Below are 17,130 nucleotides of genomic sequence, written 5' to 3'. Positions count from 1 at the left end.
GGGGCGCAATGGTAATTCCACAGCTTCTGGACTATGCCGCTCGAAGTTCAGGCCAAATGGAAGCCGCGAGGACAGGGCCTTGAACTCCCGCTCTAGGTCGGCGCCTAATTGAGCATCCTTGGTCTTGGCTTGGGAGATCAGGTCAGTGAGTCGCGACATGGCGGCCCCCTGCGCAACGCATTAATCTATTGAGGGTGTCTTGGGCTGCATCCATGTTGGCGCGCAGCTTGTCGGCGCTCGCCCACAGTGTCTTTCTGATGTGTTCAATCATGCTTCGCTATCTGGCTGAATTTCAATACGGCATCATATATCAGCCAGTAAGCACATAGCGGGAAAAGACCTGGCAAGGTCATCGCATTGTGATCCGAGGGTTGGGCAAAAGACCACATGTTGGCTGACGTAGACAGACCACGCCAGAACAATAGTGCTATGATGCAACTTCCATAGACTAACGGCTCCACCTGAGAAAATGACCATGACAGTGAAGCAAAACTCGGCAAGTGCCACGCCAAAGCCAACACCAACTCCAGCGCCAAGCAATCCACGGGATGGCGTCTTCCCGACAGATTGGGCCAAGACTCGAAAACAGTAATCGCCGCGCGGATCGGTACCGAATCAACGGAAATTTCCCGCATATATAATTTTGACGGTTGAACCCAGCCAGAGCCCAAGCCCTTACAAGGCCTTGGGCTTTTCTCATTCCGAAGCAGAAAAGGAAATCCCAACAATGATGAACATCACTGCGAAACCGACCTGGCAATGGGCCAGCAAGAACACGCCCACACGCTCTCCCGCTGCACGCACCGGCAACTTAGGGGCTGCCGTTATCAAGCAGGCCCTACTGCCGCGTAGCCTTGATCTTGCCTTCTCGCTGAAGTATCGGCGCTGACCGGCCAGCAACCCCTCACACCAACTCATTCGAATCCCCATGGCGCCGTCGTCATGGGGATTTTTGCTATCTGAAGCCTCAACTTACAAAAGGTGACCAGCATGACCAAGACGAACTCCACGGACACATCCCCGGCGAATACTGAATCGACCGCGCCAACCGACGCGCCAACCCCGCACGCCACCATCACGCCACCATTCTGGCTTCTCAAGGAAGGTACAGCCCCCAAGCTGGGCGCGCGCGCCGAAGGAGCCATCCGCTTCCATGTTCTTGCCGATTCCGAACGTCAGCATCTTTTCGTCGCCATCACCGGCAACCCGAACGGCGGTTACTTCAGCCGCGAGCGCGTACCGTTCGAGAAAATCGAAGCCTGCCTGGATGTGATCCCAAGCGGAAAACCGTGTCCATCAAAAGCATTCAAGGAAACATTCGTCGGGCGCAGCAGCAACAACGCTGGCTTTCTCGTCGCAGTATTGCGCAACGAGGGCCTGCTGGCGGCAGCGCCAGATGCCGAATCGCAGCATGTGCGACACGGCGACACGGCGACATGGAAAAAAGCGATGTTCGCCGAAACGGGAACGCTGATCGCGCCCACCGTAGTAAATGGTGGCGAAAAACAGGTCGAAAGCGAACCCGTGCCGGATTACACCGAACACAAGAAGACGCTGACAATCCCCCGCAAGAAATCGCCGTAGCAGGTATTCCGGTACCGACCACGAGCCAATCGGTCAGCCCTTGGCGTCCTCGGCAAGGACGCACCGCACGATATTTTCGACCAAGCGCACATTCGCGGGAGACAGCCGGGTCAGAAGTTCGACTACCGGCACGAGCGACCCCTGATCCTGCCCGACGAGGATCACACCCGTATGAGCGCCAGCCTCATCGTGAATAGTCTCACTCGACTTCGCAGCCTTGCGCGCCCCCGTTCCGACGCGCAGCCATTGCGGCGACACGCCAAGCCAATCAGCGAGTCCGACCAGCTTTGCCTGCGTCGGTATCGCATCCGCCAGCAACCACTTCCGGACAGTCTGCGCAGCGACCTTCGTAGCCGGGTAACGCGCGTTAAATTCGGTCGCAATCTGCGTCGGGCTGGAGACAGGCAGCCCGATGCGGATGAACTCCTTCTTCAGTCGTGCGCTGAACTGCTGCCGTAGCTTTTCGTTGGTCATTTCCATACCGCAGGACGCTACCAACTACGACAGTAACTCTACAGAACTATTAAGTTTGCGCAGTAACGTGTAGTTACTATAAAATATTTCCGCACGGCACCATCTCGCGCCGGAGAAGCAGTTTCGCAATCAGTGTCGCCATGCGTGGCGACTCCATTCACGCCCTCAAGGAAAAAAGACCCAATGACCAGATTTTCCCTCGACCAGATCGAAATTGTCATCCCGCCGGAACGAGAGGAATACAACGCCATCCGGCGCAAATATCAAGCCTTCGCCGAGAGCACCGCCGATGTTTTTTCCAGCGCGTACTCCGACAACTTCAAGAACATTAAGGGCGTGCACGAAAACTGTACCGACGTGGCGATCGGCCTGTTGATGCCGGTCGTGGAAGAGGCAATTCGCGATTTGGCGGCTCAAGGCATTTACGATGTGAACACCGACGAATTCGGGGAGTATTTTTCCGGGCACTTCACTTGGCACGACGACTTCGCGGTCATCGATGACAAGTACACGGCAATCATCAAGAAAACTGCGGATCTGGATGCATCCCGAACACAACGCCGGGAAGATCGTGGCCGCGTCATTGGCGGTGGCTTCGGATTGAGCGGCGCGGCCAAGGGCATAGCGGCGGCAGGTGCCGCGAACATGCTCTTTAGCGCACTACATGGCGTCGTCAACATGGCGGCGAAGGGCGCAACTGGTCTTGCAAACATGGCGAGTGAGAGTGCCATTTTCTCCGATCCAGCAACGAAGTCGCATCTGACAAATGCCGTCTATCAAGTAGTCTTCAATACCCACTTCGCGCTAATCGTCGCGCTCAACGACAAACTGGCGACCAGCATCATAGGCTACGTTTCCGAAGATGCCGCAGCCAAGGCCGCGCGCCTACTTGAGAACATCGGGAAAGGCCGAATCCCAGATGCGGCCGTGAACGGGATGCTCATCGAGGCGTTGAGTCTGAACCCATATGACGAGGGCTTCTATACCCACTGGCTCAAAACCTACGGCGACAAGAATGGCGAACTGGAAGTACTCGAAAGCCATTTTGGCGTCTACGTATCGACCAAGGCAAAGAAAGACCTAGTTGCGACGCGCAAGGCGTCACTGGATCTATCAACGCCCGAGGCATGCGGACGGAGTCTGGTTGATCTGGAAGCATACGCGGTATCCATCGGATACCGTGGATTCGCCAGCGAAAAAGCGGACATCCTAGCACTCTCGTCGGCGCTCGATCTGAACCGTCGAACCGTGGGCGGGGTGACCTATCCGACGTTACAGGAAGCAAGCGCCGCGCAGGATGACGTCGCCAGAACCGTCAAAGGGGTGGTCTACGCCACGCACGCAAAAGCTGACGAGGAGCGGGCCAAGAAGACTGTGGGCGTCGGCTTTGGCATCGCGATATTCATTGTACCAATGATCGCGGCCTTCTTCACCTTACGCAACGGCTACAGCAAGAACGTACGCATCGTCGCGTTTGGGTGGGCTGCGCTCATATTTGCCCTCGTCCAGTTTGGCTCCGGCAATCAAAACACTGTGCCGACGGCTGCTGCGAAACCAACATTGGAAAGTGCTACGCCTGCCGCAGCACCGGCAGCGGCAGCGGCAGCGGCACCAGCAACAACGCCAGCGACTAATTTGCCGACGCCCGGCGCATCCGTAGCGCTCATGGACTTGTACGGCGTCCAAACACAAAAAGGCGACAAGGCGACGTTGCCTTCCGGCGAAGAAGTCACGCTTTGGTATTCCACGCCCGTGGCGATCAACGCCGATCATCGGTTCTTGGTATTGGCAGCACGAACGAGCCCTGAAAAAACGTCCAACGCCGATGGCGGGGAGATCGATGTCATCAGCTATCGTGAAGAAGCCGGTCAATGGAAAGCCGATGCGAAGGCAAGCGGACTGTTCGGGGTGGGCGGCAACGGGATCGTATCGCCGCTCGGAAAGGGCGACCTGGCCAAGGTCGAAAATCACGCGCTCAATCATGCGTGGACCGGAATTTTCCTGCCCGGATCAGGCTCTGGTCAGGGCTACGGAACCGACTACCTCGATGTGGTCGGCGTGAGCAGCGGCACGGTTGAGTATTTTGGGCGGATCGAGATCGGCGGCGAGAACTCCGGTGCATGCGACCGTGCGGTAAAAGACGGCGACGGTGCCTGCTACTCATGGAAGGGGAGGGTACAAGTGGAGCCTTCGAAACAAGGACAACCCGGCGAATTTTTGGTTAAGAAAACCGGCACCGAAAATATCGACTCCCGGATCGTCCCGGCCCAACAGTCCCGCTACGTCTGGGAAAGCGGCAAGGGGTACGTCGAAGCAAAAACGAAGTAGCACGATCGCAGCATTGTCCCAGCACGGCTCGTGCAGGGATCACGCTGCACGAAGTAGCCGCATTGCAGAATCGGACGACGTCCAACGCGATCCGGTGTGAACACCATGCCATCGGCGAGAACGCCGATGGCTATTCAACCACTACTCTATAGGGAAATCACTATGCAAGAAATCAAGCTTGCCATTTTCGCCGTTGGATTGTCGCTGGCATCCGCATCGGCATTCGCCGCCAAAAGCTGCGAAGACTACATGGCCGGAGTCAACAACGCCATGCTGAAACGATTGAACACCTCCGTACCGAACACCTACAAAGACCTTTCCTTCGACAAACTCGGAAACATTGTCTACCCTGAACGTGGCGAGAAATCCGTAGCGCAATTCAAGTCTTTTACCCTTCCCCCTGCGGTCGGTAAAAAAGTTTACTACCGGTTCACTGATGTGGCAACGAAGGGCACGCGGACGGCAACTGGCCGTCTCATTTGCGTCTTCAAGGGCGAGTGGAGCGATGGTTACATGATCGGAAAAGATGTATGGAAATTCGACGTTGACCCATTCAACAACACATCGGACGTGTCGATGTTCTACGCGCCCGACGAGGACTACAGCGGCGTCCAGTTCAACGTAAACCGATTTACCCAAAACACCGTGAACTCGGCAATTGCCAAGACGGTCTTCAACGATCCGGAATTCAAGGCGCAGTTGGCGAAGTCCCGCTAGCTTGCGATTGTGGGCGTGGCCGTCGCCGCGCTCGCTGTCATCAAACGGCAACCACAATTGCCCCGCTCGTAGCAGTGAAATCACGCAGGAAGAACAGACAGTCCTGTCCGATATGTGAGCGGATCGCCTTCGATCGACTCGACGTAGCCCGAAGCCCAACAGGCCTTCGGGCTTTTTTCATATTCACGCCTTCAATGTAGAGGAACGAAATGGTAAAAATACGCGCCACCCCATCGTGGGACTGGTCCAGCAGCAAAGGGCGCTCTCTTCCATTTAGCGCCAACATCAGCGCCCGCCCGGTGAGCATCAAGCAGACGTTCATGCCACACCCCAAAACCAATTGAATCCCCATGACCGTGCAGTCATGGGGATTTTTGCTTTTTAAAACATCGACATACAACAGGAAATCAACATGCCCAAGACAAACCCGACGGATACATCACCGACGATTACCGAACCACCGACACCCGCCAACGCGACCACGCCGGACGCCGCTGTCCCGCAATCGTTCTGGCTACTCAAGGAGGGCACGGCTCCGAAGCTGGGCGCACGTGCCGAAGGCAGCATCAACTACAACGTGCTCGCTGACAATGAACGTCAACTACTTTTCATCGCCATCACCGGCAACAAGGGCGGCGGCTACTTCAGCAAAGAGCACGTGGACATCACCAAGATCGAAGCGTGCCTGGACACGGCTACATCCGCCAAGCCCTTTCCTTCGAAGACCTTCAAGGACGCGTTCGTCGGTCGCAGCAGCAATAACGCTGGATTTCTGGTCGCCGTGCTGCGCCACGAAAGTTTGCTAGCGGCAGCGCCTGAAGCCGAAACCCAGCATATTCAATCTGGAGATTGGGCGGCATGGAAAAAAACGATGCTCGCCGAAGCCGGAAGGTTGATCGAGATTGGCACCAAGGACGCTGACAAAAAGCCGATCGATACTGAGGCGATTCCGGATCACAAGGAACACAAGAAAACGCTATCTCTCTCTCGCAAAAAATAACCCTGCGCGACTGGTCAGGGCGAATCATCCACAAAGGGCGATTAGCTTTACACAGGGGCGCCCAAGACAGTCCAGCCAACGAACACCCGGAACGCCCGAAGGTTCGTGAAGAACCGTCGGGCGTTTTCCATTTCAACCTACCAGCCAGAGGGATCAATCATGCCAAGTCAATCGCATTACCCAATCATCACTTGGTCGCGTAATGCCCCACAGCGATGCGCGGAAGGTGAACCACCAATTCGCTTCCATTGGCCGTCCAGCAACGGCTTCATCATGCGCTTCGCTTCTAGCCTCAGCCGTCTCGCTCGCGGCTTGATGGCGACCAGACCCGTGACGTCCCCACCCTCCGAAAGGACATGCAATGAAATCACTACATGCGAATTTCACGATCATCGTGAACTGGCGAAAATCAGGGTTCGGGTGCGCCAAGGTCTGCTCGTACTGCAACTGGCGCGACTCTCCGCTACTACCCCACGGCGGCCAGAGCGCGGCAGATATTTCGACCTTCATCACGCAATGTGATAAATCGTTTATCACGATTAGTGGCGGCGCCGACCCGCTGTACAGGTTTGAGGAATACTGCCCCCAACTTCTGGCGATGATCCAGATCATCAGGGAGCATGGCTACAAGGTCAGAATCATCACCCGCGAAATCCAGCACATCGCAAAACTCAAGGGGCTCGTAGATTACGTCTCGATCTCGCTGGACTCCGACGTACTGGCCGACGTTGGGCGCTACCAGCACGAATGGGTAGGGATTGACGTCGAATACTCCCTTGTCCTGCCGCCACTACCGACCGCAGCCATCGTCACGCTAAAGCCCCAGTATTTCGCGCTCTATGTCCAATTAGGTAAGCGCCTTGTGCTGCGCGAAAACCTCAACAGCATTTACCCCCTCGACTTCGGAAAACTGATCTTCGGCCACAGTGGCATTGTGTTCGTCGCAAAGGCCTTGTGCCTCGAAAGCCGTTACCTGTCCACCGTCGATTGCGTCGGCCATGACATCGTGCAGGATACCGAACGGCTGGCACGCTACCTCATGAACGAACCGCGCCTGCACCTGTTCGGCGGCTTCGCCAAGCACCTGCTCGCAGCACGGGTCCATCCAGAATTTGCGGATATCGACCTGATCACCCTGGACGCCGACGTGCTGCGGATTCTGGAAGATCAATTCGCCTACACATTCAAGGACGTATCGCAGTCCGCGACCAGCTACCCACGCTACTTCCTCGGCAAATCATCACGAGCCGGAAAGACCATCCAGTTGATCGGGATGAACTCGGCCGACGACGTGATGAAGTTCATCGCTGGCGCGCAGTACGACGCGGATCGCGTGAGCTTCAGTGCAGGTCAATTCCACTTCGACAGCACGGTCGGGGAGCAAGCCATACGCCACGCCGTCAATACCAAACAGGCAAACCTGATCGGAGGTGATCGGGACCTTAGCCTATTCAGCATCAATCGCCCTCTCGTGGAACAGCGACACAAAATCAAGCTGCTGCGCAAGGGGTTCACTATCCACGAATAAAGGACAACAAACCATGCAAGCCAAAATCTATATCAGCAAAGAAGCGATGGCGACCGTCAACGCCATTAAGGACCTGGACTACTATGATCGGGTCAGCCTGAGCGATTACGAGGCGACCGACTTCACGTCGTCTCCAGGGTACTACCTGAACACAAACGCCCTCGACCTCGCCGAACTGCCTGACGACGCCAACGTCGCTATCCACCTCACGCCAGCAGACGCCGAAACATACAATCATCACGTCAGCATACCTACCATTTTGCGGGGTGTAATTTTCTCCGGGGCACCAAATCTGCCGCATGGCTGCGGCAAAAAACTTGGTTATTGGTCGCCGCTGGCTCCGACTATTCATCATCGCGGCGCGGTGTACTATCAGAACGTACTAAATGCCTATTGTGTAAGCCTGACCGACACCGACGAGGAAAGCGATCTCGTCAACGCGGACGGCGCGGGTGGCGCTGTCGATACCCTTCTCAGCGATGGCGTCGTTATTGTGGTCACGGGGTTGGCGGCGATGGCGGCGAAACTGGCCCCCGGCCAGTACGTGGCGGTGTCCATCTCAATCGATACGGCAATGCTTGGAATAGAACTCGATGGATTCATGTCATCGCAAGAATATGTCGCCGATCCAGCCCAGAAATCGGAGACGCTTTTTCTACGCGCCGCCGATATTTTGGCGTCCCCCGATGCCAACCATATTGTCATATCGGCACTCAGGACAGACCTGAGTGGCTACGGCTATACATACTGACCATGCCAGCAGCCACACCTCGATAAACCTTCCATCACTCCCAAGATAGTGCGCGCGCTGGAAGAAATTTCGAGCAAGAGCACTTGGATTTCCGGAAATCGAATCGACGTCTCACCCGGCAATATCGGGGAGGCGAAACAATCGGCCGGTTGGAGCGGCGGCGACATGGCGACACGGCGACACACCGCCGCCAATCCGGACCAGCACTACGTCGCCATGTCGCCATGTCGCCAAGGCATCTCGGTTACTCAGTCGCAGGCGTGCAATCGCCGGGAAACTCTTTGAAATCCTCGTACTGCCGCCTCCAGAAACGAACATCGTGCAATTCGTATCGTTCCAAGGCATAGTCGTGCTTCATCACGCGTGCCTCGAAAGGCGACTGTGGCATATCCTTCGGCCAATGCAATGAGCCGCGCCGCACCACGACAGCGTCATCGGATTTCTTCAAGAGGGCATTCAGTAGCTGTTGTGCTGCGCTCAGGCGCGTGACAGCATGTTTATTGTGCCGCTTTACCAGATCAGACAAGGCGACAGTCAGCTTGGTCGCATTCGTCACTCCGCACCATTTGATGAACGGATGCTCCCCTTCCAGCGTTTTGTAGTTCAGCTCGCTACCAATGCTGAGCAGCACTTCATTATCGTCGATGTCATCCCGCCATTCTCGCATTGTCACTCTTCCCAACGTGGTTAGCGACATGAGCGGCGCCTTGCCCCTAACAGGTTGGAAATCCATAAGATTTTGCGTCAGCAAGACCCGCTGTACCGGTAAGCCAATCATCTTCCCGCATTCGTTGACAAAGCCCGCGACCGTGGCAGCAGGAAGACATTCGCAAAGCGGGATACCAAATTCATCCTCGACGTAGGGTGGACCTCGATAAACCTGGAAATGAATCAGGTGTGAACACACCTCATAGCCAAGCAATATGATTATTTGGCGCTGTTCCTCCGCCTTCTTGTCCCGGCTAAATTGCGTCTTCAGCGAGACTACCCGCAAGCGTAGCTGGCAATTCACGGGGTTGCTTCCCAATCGGCAGGCATCGGTCGACGCAGCCTCACTTTCCATGACCCAGCCACCATGTTCCAGATGTGTGTAGAAGGTCTGACGCGAGCGCACAGGAAGGCCCAGGTCCTCGCCCCATCGGTGTAGACGCGACGGAGTCTCGCCAGTGAGCTCAGAAAGCTCCCTAGCAAATGCGACGAATAGGTTACGGTCTATTTTACCGTCTGGATTAGACGATTTCGTAACGCTCAAATCTGCTCCTTGAGGTACTTAGTTGACGCGAACATGGCGCCACACAGATCCCATATAACTCATTGATTTAATTAGATATTTAGGCCATTAAATACTTCATCGCCACGCGTAGAATTCGCTTCACCAAGAACGTTCTTGGCAACAAACGGAGTTGAAAATGAATCAAAAAATCAGTATGAAGCAAATGGTTGAAAAAATCAAAGCGCGTCGCATCGGTCAAGAACTGGGCAATGCCAAAATCGACGCAGGCAGCGTGCAGGACGCCGCAAACGATCCCATCGCCAATGCCGATGCCGCCATCGACCAATCCGCAAATCAGCACCATGTCCCCGAAAGCGATATTGAAGCCCAGCGCGAGCAGCAGCAGCCGGTCAAGAAAAAGGCCAAGACAATGAAGGAACTTTGGAACGCACAAAACGCGAGCAAACAGCGCCGTGCGCAGGCGATTGCGAAGTCAGCGCAAGTCCGCGAACGTCAAGACGAGCCGGTCGAGGGCAACGACGAGGACACCGAACAGCGGTCGCCTACGGACGACGACGATGACGAATTCGCTGAGCAAAGCGAAGACGTGGACACTGAAGAAGGCACGCACTATGTCCCCAAAAATACCGGCCACCGCCCAGCAATTACGACAGTATTGGCACCCGTCCAAAAGAAGCCCTACCCCGTCAGCGCTTTCGGTAGCCTGGCTGCCGTAATCATGCTGATTGCGCGAGCGGTGCAAGTGGATCTCGAAATGGTCGGCTCGGCCTTGATCGGCATGCTGTCAGCACTCGCCCAAGCCATCATCAACGTCTCACCGAAGAAATCCGGCGCGGGCTGCCCCGTCACAATCAACATGTTTGTCATTGCCGCGTCGGGTGAGCGCAAGTCCTCAACGATCGCCGCCATCGACAAGCCCGTTCGCGCAGCGATCAGCCGTGCGACGGATTGCCGCCACTTCATGTTCATCCAAGATGTTACCGTCGATGGCATGGTTGTCGGGCTTATCACGCGTTGCCATTCTCAGCTTCTAATTGCTCCGGAGGGGGCCGCGCTTTTCGGCGGGCATGCCATGAAGCCTGAAAACTTGGGCCGATTTATGGGGAACGTGTCGTCGCTGTTCTCAGGTGAAGCGCTCACGCGCACGCGGGTCGATGAGCACCACTACGCGGAAGATCGCCGCCTGAGCTTGCTGGTGTTCGTCCAACCAGTGGTCGCGATGGACTTCTTGAGTTCACCGCTGGTGATGCAGCAGGGCCTGGGAAATCGCTTCATGTACAGCCAGCCGCAGTCGCTGCTCGGGACCCGCCAGTTCGATGACATCGACCTTGATGACGAACCTGTGTACAAACAGTACTGCAAAAAAATCACTGAGTTGGCAAGCCAGCCGTGGAAAATTAATCCACATACCGAGGGCGTCGATGCGAGGACCGTGCGCCTGAGCGACGAAGCCAAAGCGGCCTGGGTCAACTACTACAACGCGATGGAGTCGGCGGTAGGCCCCCGTGGCGACATGGCGACACACGCCGGGTACGCTGGTCGCTTCCCTGAACAGGTCATGCGACTGGCCGCCTTGCTCGCGATCGCAGACGATCCCGATGTAGTCACCGTCAACGAAGAAACCATGCTCCGCGCGATTGAGCTCGGTAGCTACTACATGGAGGCCGCCATGAGCGCCTTCAACGTTGCGCCAGCCAACAAAGACGAACTGGACGCGGGCATCCTCCTGGATTGGATGCGCAACAAGCAGGACGAGCTCGATATCGCAGGCATCCCGGTTCGGATGATGTATAAGGACGGCCCCCGTTGCGCACGCCCCAAGCGCCGCACCGAGACTTTGCTAGAGCTGCTTGAGGCACGCGGCGAGATTTCCGCGCATACCAAGTCCATCGAGTACGGCCCGGGCAATAAGCGCTCCAACGAAAACTACGCCGTTACCGGCCTGTAGCCTCCTCTCAATGGCAAGGTGCCGCGTGACGACCACAACGCACCTTGTCCACCCGAAGATCATCCCCAGCGTCATCGCCCAAACTCAAAATGTTGGGGTGATGTCGCCATGTCGCCAAGGTCGCCACATCGCACAGTGAGCGACTTCTGTCGGAGGTGCCCAAGGCCAGGTGACCGCCGTCGCGCGCGCAACCGCTTCCCCCAATAGCGTATTCAGCTTCCCCCGGCCGGGCTGGCCCAGTTTCAATTTCTCCTATGAACCGCCGCCAACCATGCGCCATCACTGCCGACGTTCGCGCCTGCCAATTCCCAACAGCCTTGATCGGGCTGCAAGCACCGGCCACCTTCCCCACCTGGACAACACCAAAGAAAATCATGAATAAACCAACCATTCCCAGACCAACATTGTTCCCGATGGGCCAACTCGTCGCCACGCCCGGCGCACTCAAGGAACTCGAACAGCACGGCATCACGCCTTTGCGATTGTTGGCGCGGCATACCATCGGGGACTGGGGTGATATCGGACCAGACGACGCCAAGGCCAACGCTGACGCGTTGCGCTTTGGCGCGCGCATCCTATCAAGCTACCGGCTGACTGAAGGCGTCAGAATCTGGGTGATAACCGAGGCCGATCGCTCGGCCACGACCTTGCTACTCCCCTCCGACTATTAGGCTGATACCCGCCGAAAATGTGTCTCGCGCTTTTGGGCGACGAGCATTGTTGTCGCCGTGTCGCCGTGTCGCCAATACCGCCGCACGTCACGTCATCGCTGGCCGATATCACGCACCGGCCAAATTGGATTCGAGGAGGCTACCGGCGACACGGCGACAAAGGCCGGGAATAGACCGAAACGCGAGCTCGACAACTTCGGCGGAAAACACCTCGCTTTGCATTGACCGACGCCAGCGCTGGAGGAATGAAATTTCAGCCACCGCGAAACCCCGCCCAGTTCCTAGGACTTGGAAGACTAGGTTCGACGCTTCAAATCGGCCCATCGTGAGCACGGTTATGACCTTCGGAAAATCAAGCCGCGCACTGCCTCAAGCAGATCCATGACTCAACAGGCCGCCGAAGCGCGTCTTTAACTCTTCTTTTCAGAAAATATTAGACAAATCCGTAGAAACAAAATCGGTTCGGTGAAGGACTTACCGGACGCGCCCCTCAATCCGTTTTTTCTATCGCTAACCTATTGATATTTAACCGGATTCTTACTCAAACCAAAGCCTGAACATCGCGTAAAGTCCAACCTACCAAAGCGTTTTTGGACACTTCAGGAGAGAAAAATGAATCAGAAATCAAAAAACACGTCGCGCGCAACTCAACAACAGGCCAGCCTGCCGTTTGAACAGGAGCTCGGCATCGAACAGGCGTCCGATCCGTTCGGCTGGGTCGAAGGGACCATCGCGGCGCTGGGCCGATACCTCTTTGCCGGAGAACTCACGGCCCCGATGACGCACAGGCCAAAGATGGTGGTTAACGGAGCTGGCAGCAAGTCCATTTTAGTTCGCTACCTTTATGAAGGAACCCACCAGACCGTGTGCATTGGCCAACCGCTTAGCCCCGAACAATTTGAAGAGTCTCGCGAATTCTTCACTGAACCAGAGACCAACGTACAGAAAGGTAACTAAGATGACCCCATCAATTAGCTGGACCAAAGCAGCGCTGGAAAAGCTCGCTGCGCACGTCCAGGGCACGAAGTCGAGCAACTACGAAATCACCGATCCGAAAACGGCTGGCTTGAAACTGCAAATCGGTACAAGCGGTCGTAAGTTTTTCTGGTTTCGATATACGTACCGTGGCGGAAAGCTCGCCGTCCGTGTCGGCGAGTTTGGCCCCATGAGCATCGAGCAGGCGCGCGCGGCGGCGCAGCAGCACCGCGCCACGCTCGACCTCGGCGGAAATCCGCAAGACGCACGTCAGCAGCAGAAATCTATGCCGCTGGTCCGCGAATTTGCAGACGAATACGTCGAGCAGGCAAAGCTGACCAAGATCACCTACAAGAACGATATCGCAAAATTCCGCGACCACGTACTGCCGGTACTCGGCAACCTGCGCCTCTCGGATGTATCTCAGCGTGATATCCAAATGCTGCTGGGCAGCCTGAAGGCGACCTTGTCGCCAGCGACCATCAACCGCGTCCACGCACTCCTGAGCGTGTTCTTCAATCTGGCCGTGTCGTGGAAGCGCATTGCTCATTCTCCCTGCGCCAATTTGAAAAAGCTCAAGGAGTCGAATAAGAAGGATCATTTCATGTCGCCAGACGACATCCGTCGTATCTTGGCTGCGGCCCCGCTGGACATGAACCCTGTGGCGGCGAGTGCAATCGCTGCGCTGATTCTGACCGGCCTGCGCCGAGAGGAAATCTTGCAGAGTCGCTATGAGCATCTTGACCTGGAAAAGGGCTCGCTGTATCTCCCTAAGACCAAGAACGGTCGCTCGCGCCACGTTGTCCTCAATGATGCCGCTATCGAGGTCTTCAAGAGCGCGCCACGCATGCTCGACTCGCCGTGGATTTTCCCCGGCAAGGATCCGATGAAGCCTCTCAATAATCCGACAAAGGCATGGCACCGAATTCTCGCCGCCGCCAAAGTGGAGCGTTGCCGACTCCATGATTGTAGACATGCTTTTGCAAGTATGTTGGTTAATGAAGGCGCATCACTGTATCAGGTACAGTTGCTTTTAGGACATGCTTCTAGTGTTACAACGCAGCGCTATGCCCACTTGGCATCGAGTACATTGCGCAATACGTCACAGCTTGTATCGAACCTCGTCAACAAGGCATAGGCTGCAAGCCATCTCAACGGGCCGCGATATTGGGATATCACGGCCCTTTTTTTTGATTGCCAAAATCGTCGCCTGATGTGCTCAGGCATTCGGCCCATGGAACGGCGAATGAGCCACAACCAACTCGCATCTCGCACATTTTGCCGCGTTGAGGTGTCAGAATCCAGACGCAAGCTCCATGCTAGAGTGACAATCTGTCCACATTGAGATGCAGCAATAAAGTATAGTTACCCATATGCGCGGAGGCAACGATGAACACTGATCCGAAAAGAACGGCGAGAATAGGACGTTGCGGTTAAGTCAAAGCCATCCACACTGACGGAACCCGCGCTTTTGAACCCGGTGTCCAAGGGAGTCGCTGCTTAGATCCCGCTTGAGCGCGGACTGTCCGCTCGGGAGATTTTCCTACTTTTAATTGACTCAATGGCAATAACTTAGAGTATCCAAAACATCCTGAAAAACAACCGCCGAAGCGCTTTCGGTTTTTGCTCGCGCCTTAATCAATAGACACTTTCCAATATAAATCCAAAGGACTGCCGATGAGCCTCATCGACCAAATCAATAAAAAACGTCGCGAAATCAAGACTGATGGTTATCCAATGTCCATTAGCGAATGGACCAGTATGTATGAAAGCGGGGAATTAGATATACATCCGGAATTTCAGCGTTTTTATCGGTGGACTCCATCACAAAAAACTGGCCTTATAGAATCTATTTTGCTCGGCATCCCGCTTCCGCCGATCTTTGTAAGTCAAAGAACAGACGGCGTGTGGGATGTTGTTGATGGGTTACAGCGATTGTCTACTATTTTTCAATTCTTCGGAATTCTAAAAGATGAGAAAGGTAAGAAGATTGATCCTCTCGTCCTGCAAGAGACAAAATACTTACCAGCACTAAAAGATAAGAAATGGGAGGATGACGATCCGACCCAGTCGCTTCCGAAAGAACTGCAACTGGTCATTAAACGCTCCAAACTCGCAACCAGCATCATTCTCAAAGAAAGCGATGAATCGGCCAAATATGATCTCTTTCAACGACTGAATACCGGCGGTTCTGAGTTGAGCCCGCAAGAGGTTAGGAACTGCGTCCTTGTGATGATAAACAAGGTATTTTTCGAGTGGCTTAAAGGCCTTCCATCTTTGGACTCATTTTCTGCTACAACAGCACTAAGCGATCGCCCTATGGAGCAGGCATATGACACTGAACTTGCGTTGCGATTTGTATTACTCGCGCAAATTCAAGAGTCGGAAATAAAAGCGATTGGCGACGTAGGCGATTTCTTAACTGACAAAATGACAGCAGTGTCACAAGATAAGAAATTCAGACGTGCTCCAGTCAAGAAACTTTTCGATGAAACATTTAATGTCCTGTATGCAACACTCGCGGAAGACTCCTTTAAGCGTTACAATTTTAAGAAAAGCCGACACGAGGGCGGGTTCCTCCTGTCTCTTTTCGAGGTGATAGCACTTGGTGTGGCTTTCAACATTGGCGAAGGTACACTTTGCGACAAAACAGAAATTGTAGAACGTGCTCGATCAGTTTGGAAAAATAAGGCTTTTACGGAATGGGCAAGTTCCGGGGTCAATGCCTCAAGACGCCTTCCTCGTTTAATTCCATTCGGTAGAAATCTCTTCCAAAAATGAGGCATTAAATGATTCGTACTACTGATCAACTTATTGACCGCATTGCAGAGGAGCTCGTCTGGCGAAGAAAGGAGTTAACGGAGCTGCGATCTATGGCTCAAGAATATGATGGGCAATTGCGATCGCGCGTCATAATTCGATCAGCGGTCGCCCTCCTTTATGCACACTGGGAAGGCTTTGTAAAAAAAACGTCATCATATTACCTCGAATATGTTGCCTCACATCGCCTTCCATATCGTCGCCTTACCGCAAACTTCGTAGCACTAAAATTGCGATCGAAATTTAGTGAGCTTTCCGCGAGTGAAAGAATTTCAGGTGGGAATGCACTGGCAGATTTTTTCTGTACCTCATTAGATACACAATCGAATGTCCCGTATCGGAATGTAGTAGATACAAAATCGAATCTTTCATCCACCGTTTTGCTTGATATCCTGTCTGCGCTTGGATTGGATCACGCTCCGTTCGCGACACGGTTGAATTTTATTGACTCCAACCTAGTGAACCCGCGCAACCATATCGCACACGGCGAGGAGATCGATGTAACCGTTGCTGAATATCTCCAGTTGCATGACGACGTCATTGTATTAATCGAAACATATCGAAACGAGATTGAGAATTCCTCCGTACTTAAACGCTTTGATCGAGGCGTCTAATTACTTCGCCCGTCCAGAATTGCAATTCATGCAATTCCGGTCCATCTCGCATTAAATGCTCAATCGAGCCGACTGTCCTACACCTGTCGCACGATAAGGATCTCCACATCAGACTATTCACTACCAAACGGCTGCCTGAACGATGTCCGCGATGTGGCCGATTCCCTGTCCCGCGTTTCGCCTGTCTATCCCCGGTTCACGGGTCGGAATAGCCCCTTTGATCAGTCCAACCCCGTGACATGCAAAACCGATGCGTTGGGGACGTATCGGAAGGAACGCCAAAATCCCATATTGCAGGGATTTCCTTGACGCACTCCGTGTTCGGCGTCAGACTCGCTACCTAGCTGATGGACCCAGTCGCTTGTTGGCGCGCGCGGTGGAGCCTTGTTTTGAAAATCCGTGACTATTCAGCCTGAGCGTACAGCGTAGAAAGTTGTTGTAAACGAATCGTGGATAACGCATCATGCGTGCATGCCACCAAAACCG

General features: G+C 54.6%; 16 protein-coding genes. 13 read left to right on the top strand and 3 right to left on the bottom strand.

Annotated elements, in window-relative coordinates; translation table 11 throughout:
* The first annotated feature begins 727 nt into the window (after nucleotides 1-727).
* Together ACFDR9_RS15205 and ACFDR9_RS15200 are read left to right on the top strand one after the other, a co-directional pair.
* The gene (locus ACFDR9_RS15205) at nucleotides 728-889 is read left to right on the top strand and encodes a hypothetical protein (protein WP_409031526.1); all 162 of its coding nucleotides are present in this window, start codon (nucleotides 728-730) and stop codon (nucleotides 887-889) included.
* A 101-nt stretch (nucleotides 890-990) separates the two neighbouring features.
* The gene (locus ACFDR9_RS15200) at nucleotides 991-1,584 is read left to right on the top strand and encodes a hypothetical protein (RefSeq protein WP_409031525.1); all 594 of its coding nucleotides are present in this window, start codon (nucleotides 991-993) and stop codon (nucleotides 1,582-1,584) included.
* 33 nt (nucleotides 1,585-1,617) lie between these two features.
* Here the strand turns inward: ACFDR9_RS15200 and ACFDR9_RS15195 are convergent, their stop codons facing one another.
* On the bottom strand, nucleotides 1,618-2,064 hold the full coding sequence (locus ACFDR9_RS15195; RefSeq protein WP_409031524.1) for a hypothetical protein: 447 nt from the start codon (nucleotides 2,062-2,064) through the stop codon (nucleotides 1,618-1,620).
* Between the two features lie 177 nt (nucleotides 2,065-2,241).
* On the opposite strand from ACFDR9_RS15195, the gene ACFDR9_RS15190 reads away from it, so the two are divergent.
* Complete coding sequence (locus tag ACFDR9_RS15190) at nucleotides 2,242-4,386, top strand: hypothetical protein (RefSeq protein WP_409031523.1); 2,145 nt, start codon at nucleotides 2,242-2,244, stop codon at nucleotides 4,384-4,386.
* 162 nt (nucleotides 4,387-4,548) lie between these two features.
* On the top strand, nucleotides 4,549-5,103 hold the full coding sequence (locus tag ACFDR9_RS15185) for a hypothetical protein (RefSeq protein WP_409031522.1): 555 nt from the start codon (nucleotides 4,549-4,551) through the stop codon (nucleotides 5,101-5,103).
* A 40-nt stretch (nucleotides 5,104-5,143) separates the two neighbouring features.
* On the opposite strand, the gene ACFDR9_RS15180 is transcribed toward ACFDR9_RS15185, so the two are convergent.
* Entirely contained in the window at nucleotides 5,144-5,503 is a 360-nt protein-coding gene (locus tag ACFDR9_RS15180; RefSeq protein ID WP_409031521.1) for a hypothetical protein, read from the bottom strand.
* Between the two features lie 12 nt (nucleotides 5,504-5,515).
* On the opposite strand from ACFDR9_RS15180, the gene ACFDR9_RS15175 reads away from it, so the two are divergent.
* The 3 genes from ACFDR9_RS15175 (at nucleotide 5,516) to ACFDR9_RS15165 (ending at nucleotide 8,382) form a co-directional block, all read left to right on the top strand.
* Entirely contained in the window at nucleotides 5,516-6,103 is a 588-nt protein-coding gene (locus tag ACFDR9_RS15175) for a hypothetical protein (protein WP_409031520.1), read from the top strand.
* A gap of 361 nt (nucleotides 6,104-6,464) precedes the next feature.
* Entirely contained in the window at nucleotides 6,465-7,631 is a 1,167-nt protein-coding gene (locus ACFDR9_RS15170; protein WP_409031519.1) for a hypothetical protein, read from the top strand.
* A 13-nt stretch (nucleotides 7,632-7,644) separates the two neighbouring features.
* Entirely contained in the window at nucleotides 7,645-8,382 is a 738-nt protein-coding gene (locus ACFDR9_RS15165; protein WP_409031518.1) for a hypothetical protein, read from the top strand.
* 244 nt (nucleotides 8,383-8,626) lie between these two features.
* On the opposite strand, the gene ACFDR9_RS15160 is transcribed toward ACFDR9_RS15165, so the two are convergent.
* Nucleotides 8,627-9,634 carry a hypothetical protein gene (locus ACFDR9_RS15160; RefSeq protein WP_409031517.1) on the bottom strand — a complete coding sequence of 336 codons (1,008 nt, stop codon included), beginning with the start codon at nucleotides 9,632-9,634 and terminating at the stop codon, nucleotides 8,627-8,629.
* A 157-nt stretch (nucleotides 9,635-9,791) separates the two neighbouring features.
* Here ACFDR9_RS15160 and ACFDR9_RS15155 point away from each other — a divergent pair, with 157 nt between their 5' ends.
* The 6 genes from ACFDR9_RS15155 to ACFDR9_RS15130 all read left to right on the top strand — a co-directional run bounded on the left by ACFDR9_RS15155 (nucleotide 9,792) and on the right by ACFDR9_RS15130 (nucleotide 16,644).
* Entirely contained in the window at nucleotides 9,792-11,564 is a 1,773-nt protein-coding gene (locus tag ACFDR9_RS15155) for a DUF3987 domain-containing protein (RefSeq protein ID WP_409031516.1), read from the top strand.
* 254 nt (nucleotides 11,565-11,818) lie between these two features.
* Nucleotides 11,819-12,235, top strand: coding sequence for a hypothetical protein (locus ACFDR9_RS15150; RefSeq protein ID WP_409031515.1), 417 nt, complete (start codon nucleotides 11,819-11,821; stop codon nucleotides 12,233-12,235).
* A 612-nt stretch (nucleotides 12,236-12,847) separates the two neighbouring features.
* A complete protein-coding gene (locus ACFDR9_RS15145) occupies nucleotides 12,848-13,192 on the top strand; it encodes a hypothetical protein (protein WP_409031514.1) in 345 nt (114 codons plus the stop codon).
* A 1-nt stretch (nucleotide 13,193) separates the two neighbouring features.
* Nucleotides 13,194-14,348, top strand: a complete 1,155-nt coding sequence (locus tag ACFDR9_RS15140; protein WP_409031513.1) for a tyrosine-type recombinase/integrase — start codon at nucleotides 13,194-13,196, stop codon at nucleotides 14,346-14,348.
* 539 nt (nucleotides 14,349-14,887) lie between these two features.
* A complete protein-coding gene (locus tag ACFDR9_RS15135) occupies nucleotides 14,888-15,991 on the top strand; it encodes a DUF262 domain-containing protein (RefSeq protein ID WP_409031512.1) in 1,104 nt (367 codons plus the stop codon).
* An 8-nt stretch (nucleotides 15,992-15,999) separates the two neighbouring features.
* Entirely contained in the window at nucleotides 16,000-16,644 is a 645-nt protein-coding gene (locus ACFDR9_RS15130) for an MAE_28990/MAE_18760 family HEPN-like nuclease (protein WP_409031511.1), read from the top strand.
* Nucleotides 16,645-17,130 lie beyond the last annotated feature (486 nt).

The sequence above is a fragment of the Janthinobacterium sp. CG_23.3 genome, from assembly GCF_046115965.1.
GTDB lineage: Bacteria > Pseudomonadota > Gammaproteobacteria > Burkholderiales > Burkholderiaceae_D > Janthinobacterium.
This window is presented reverse-complemented; position numbering and strand designations above follow the sequence as displayed.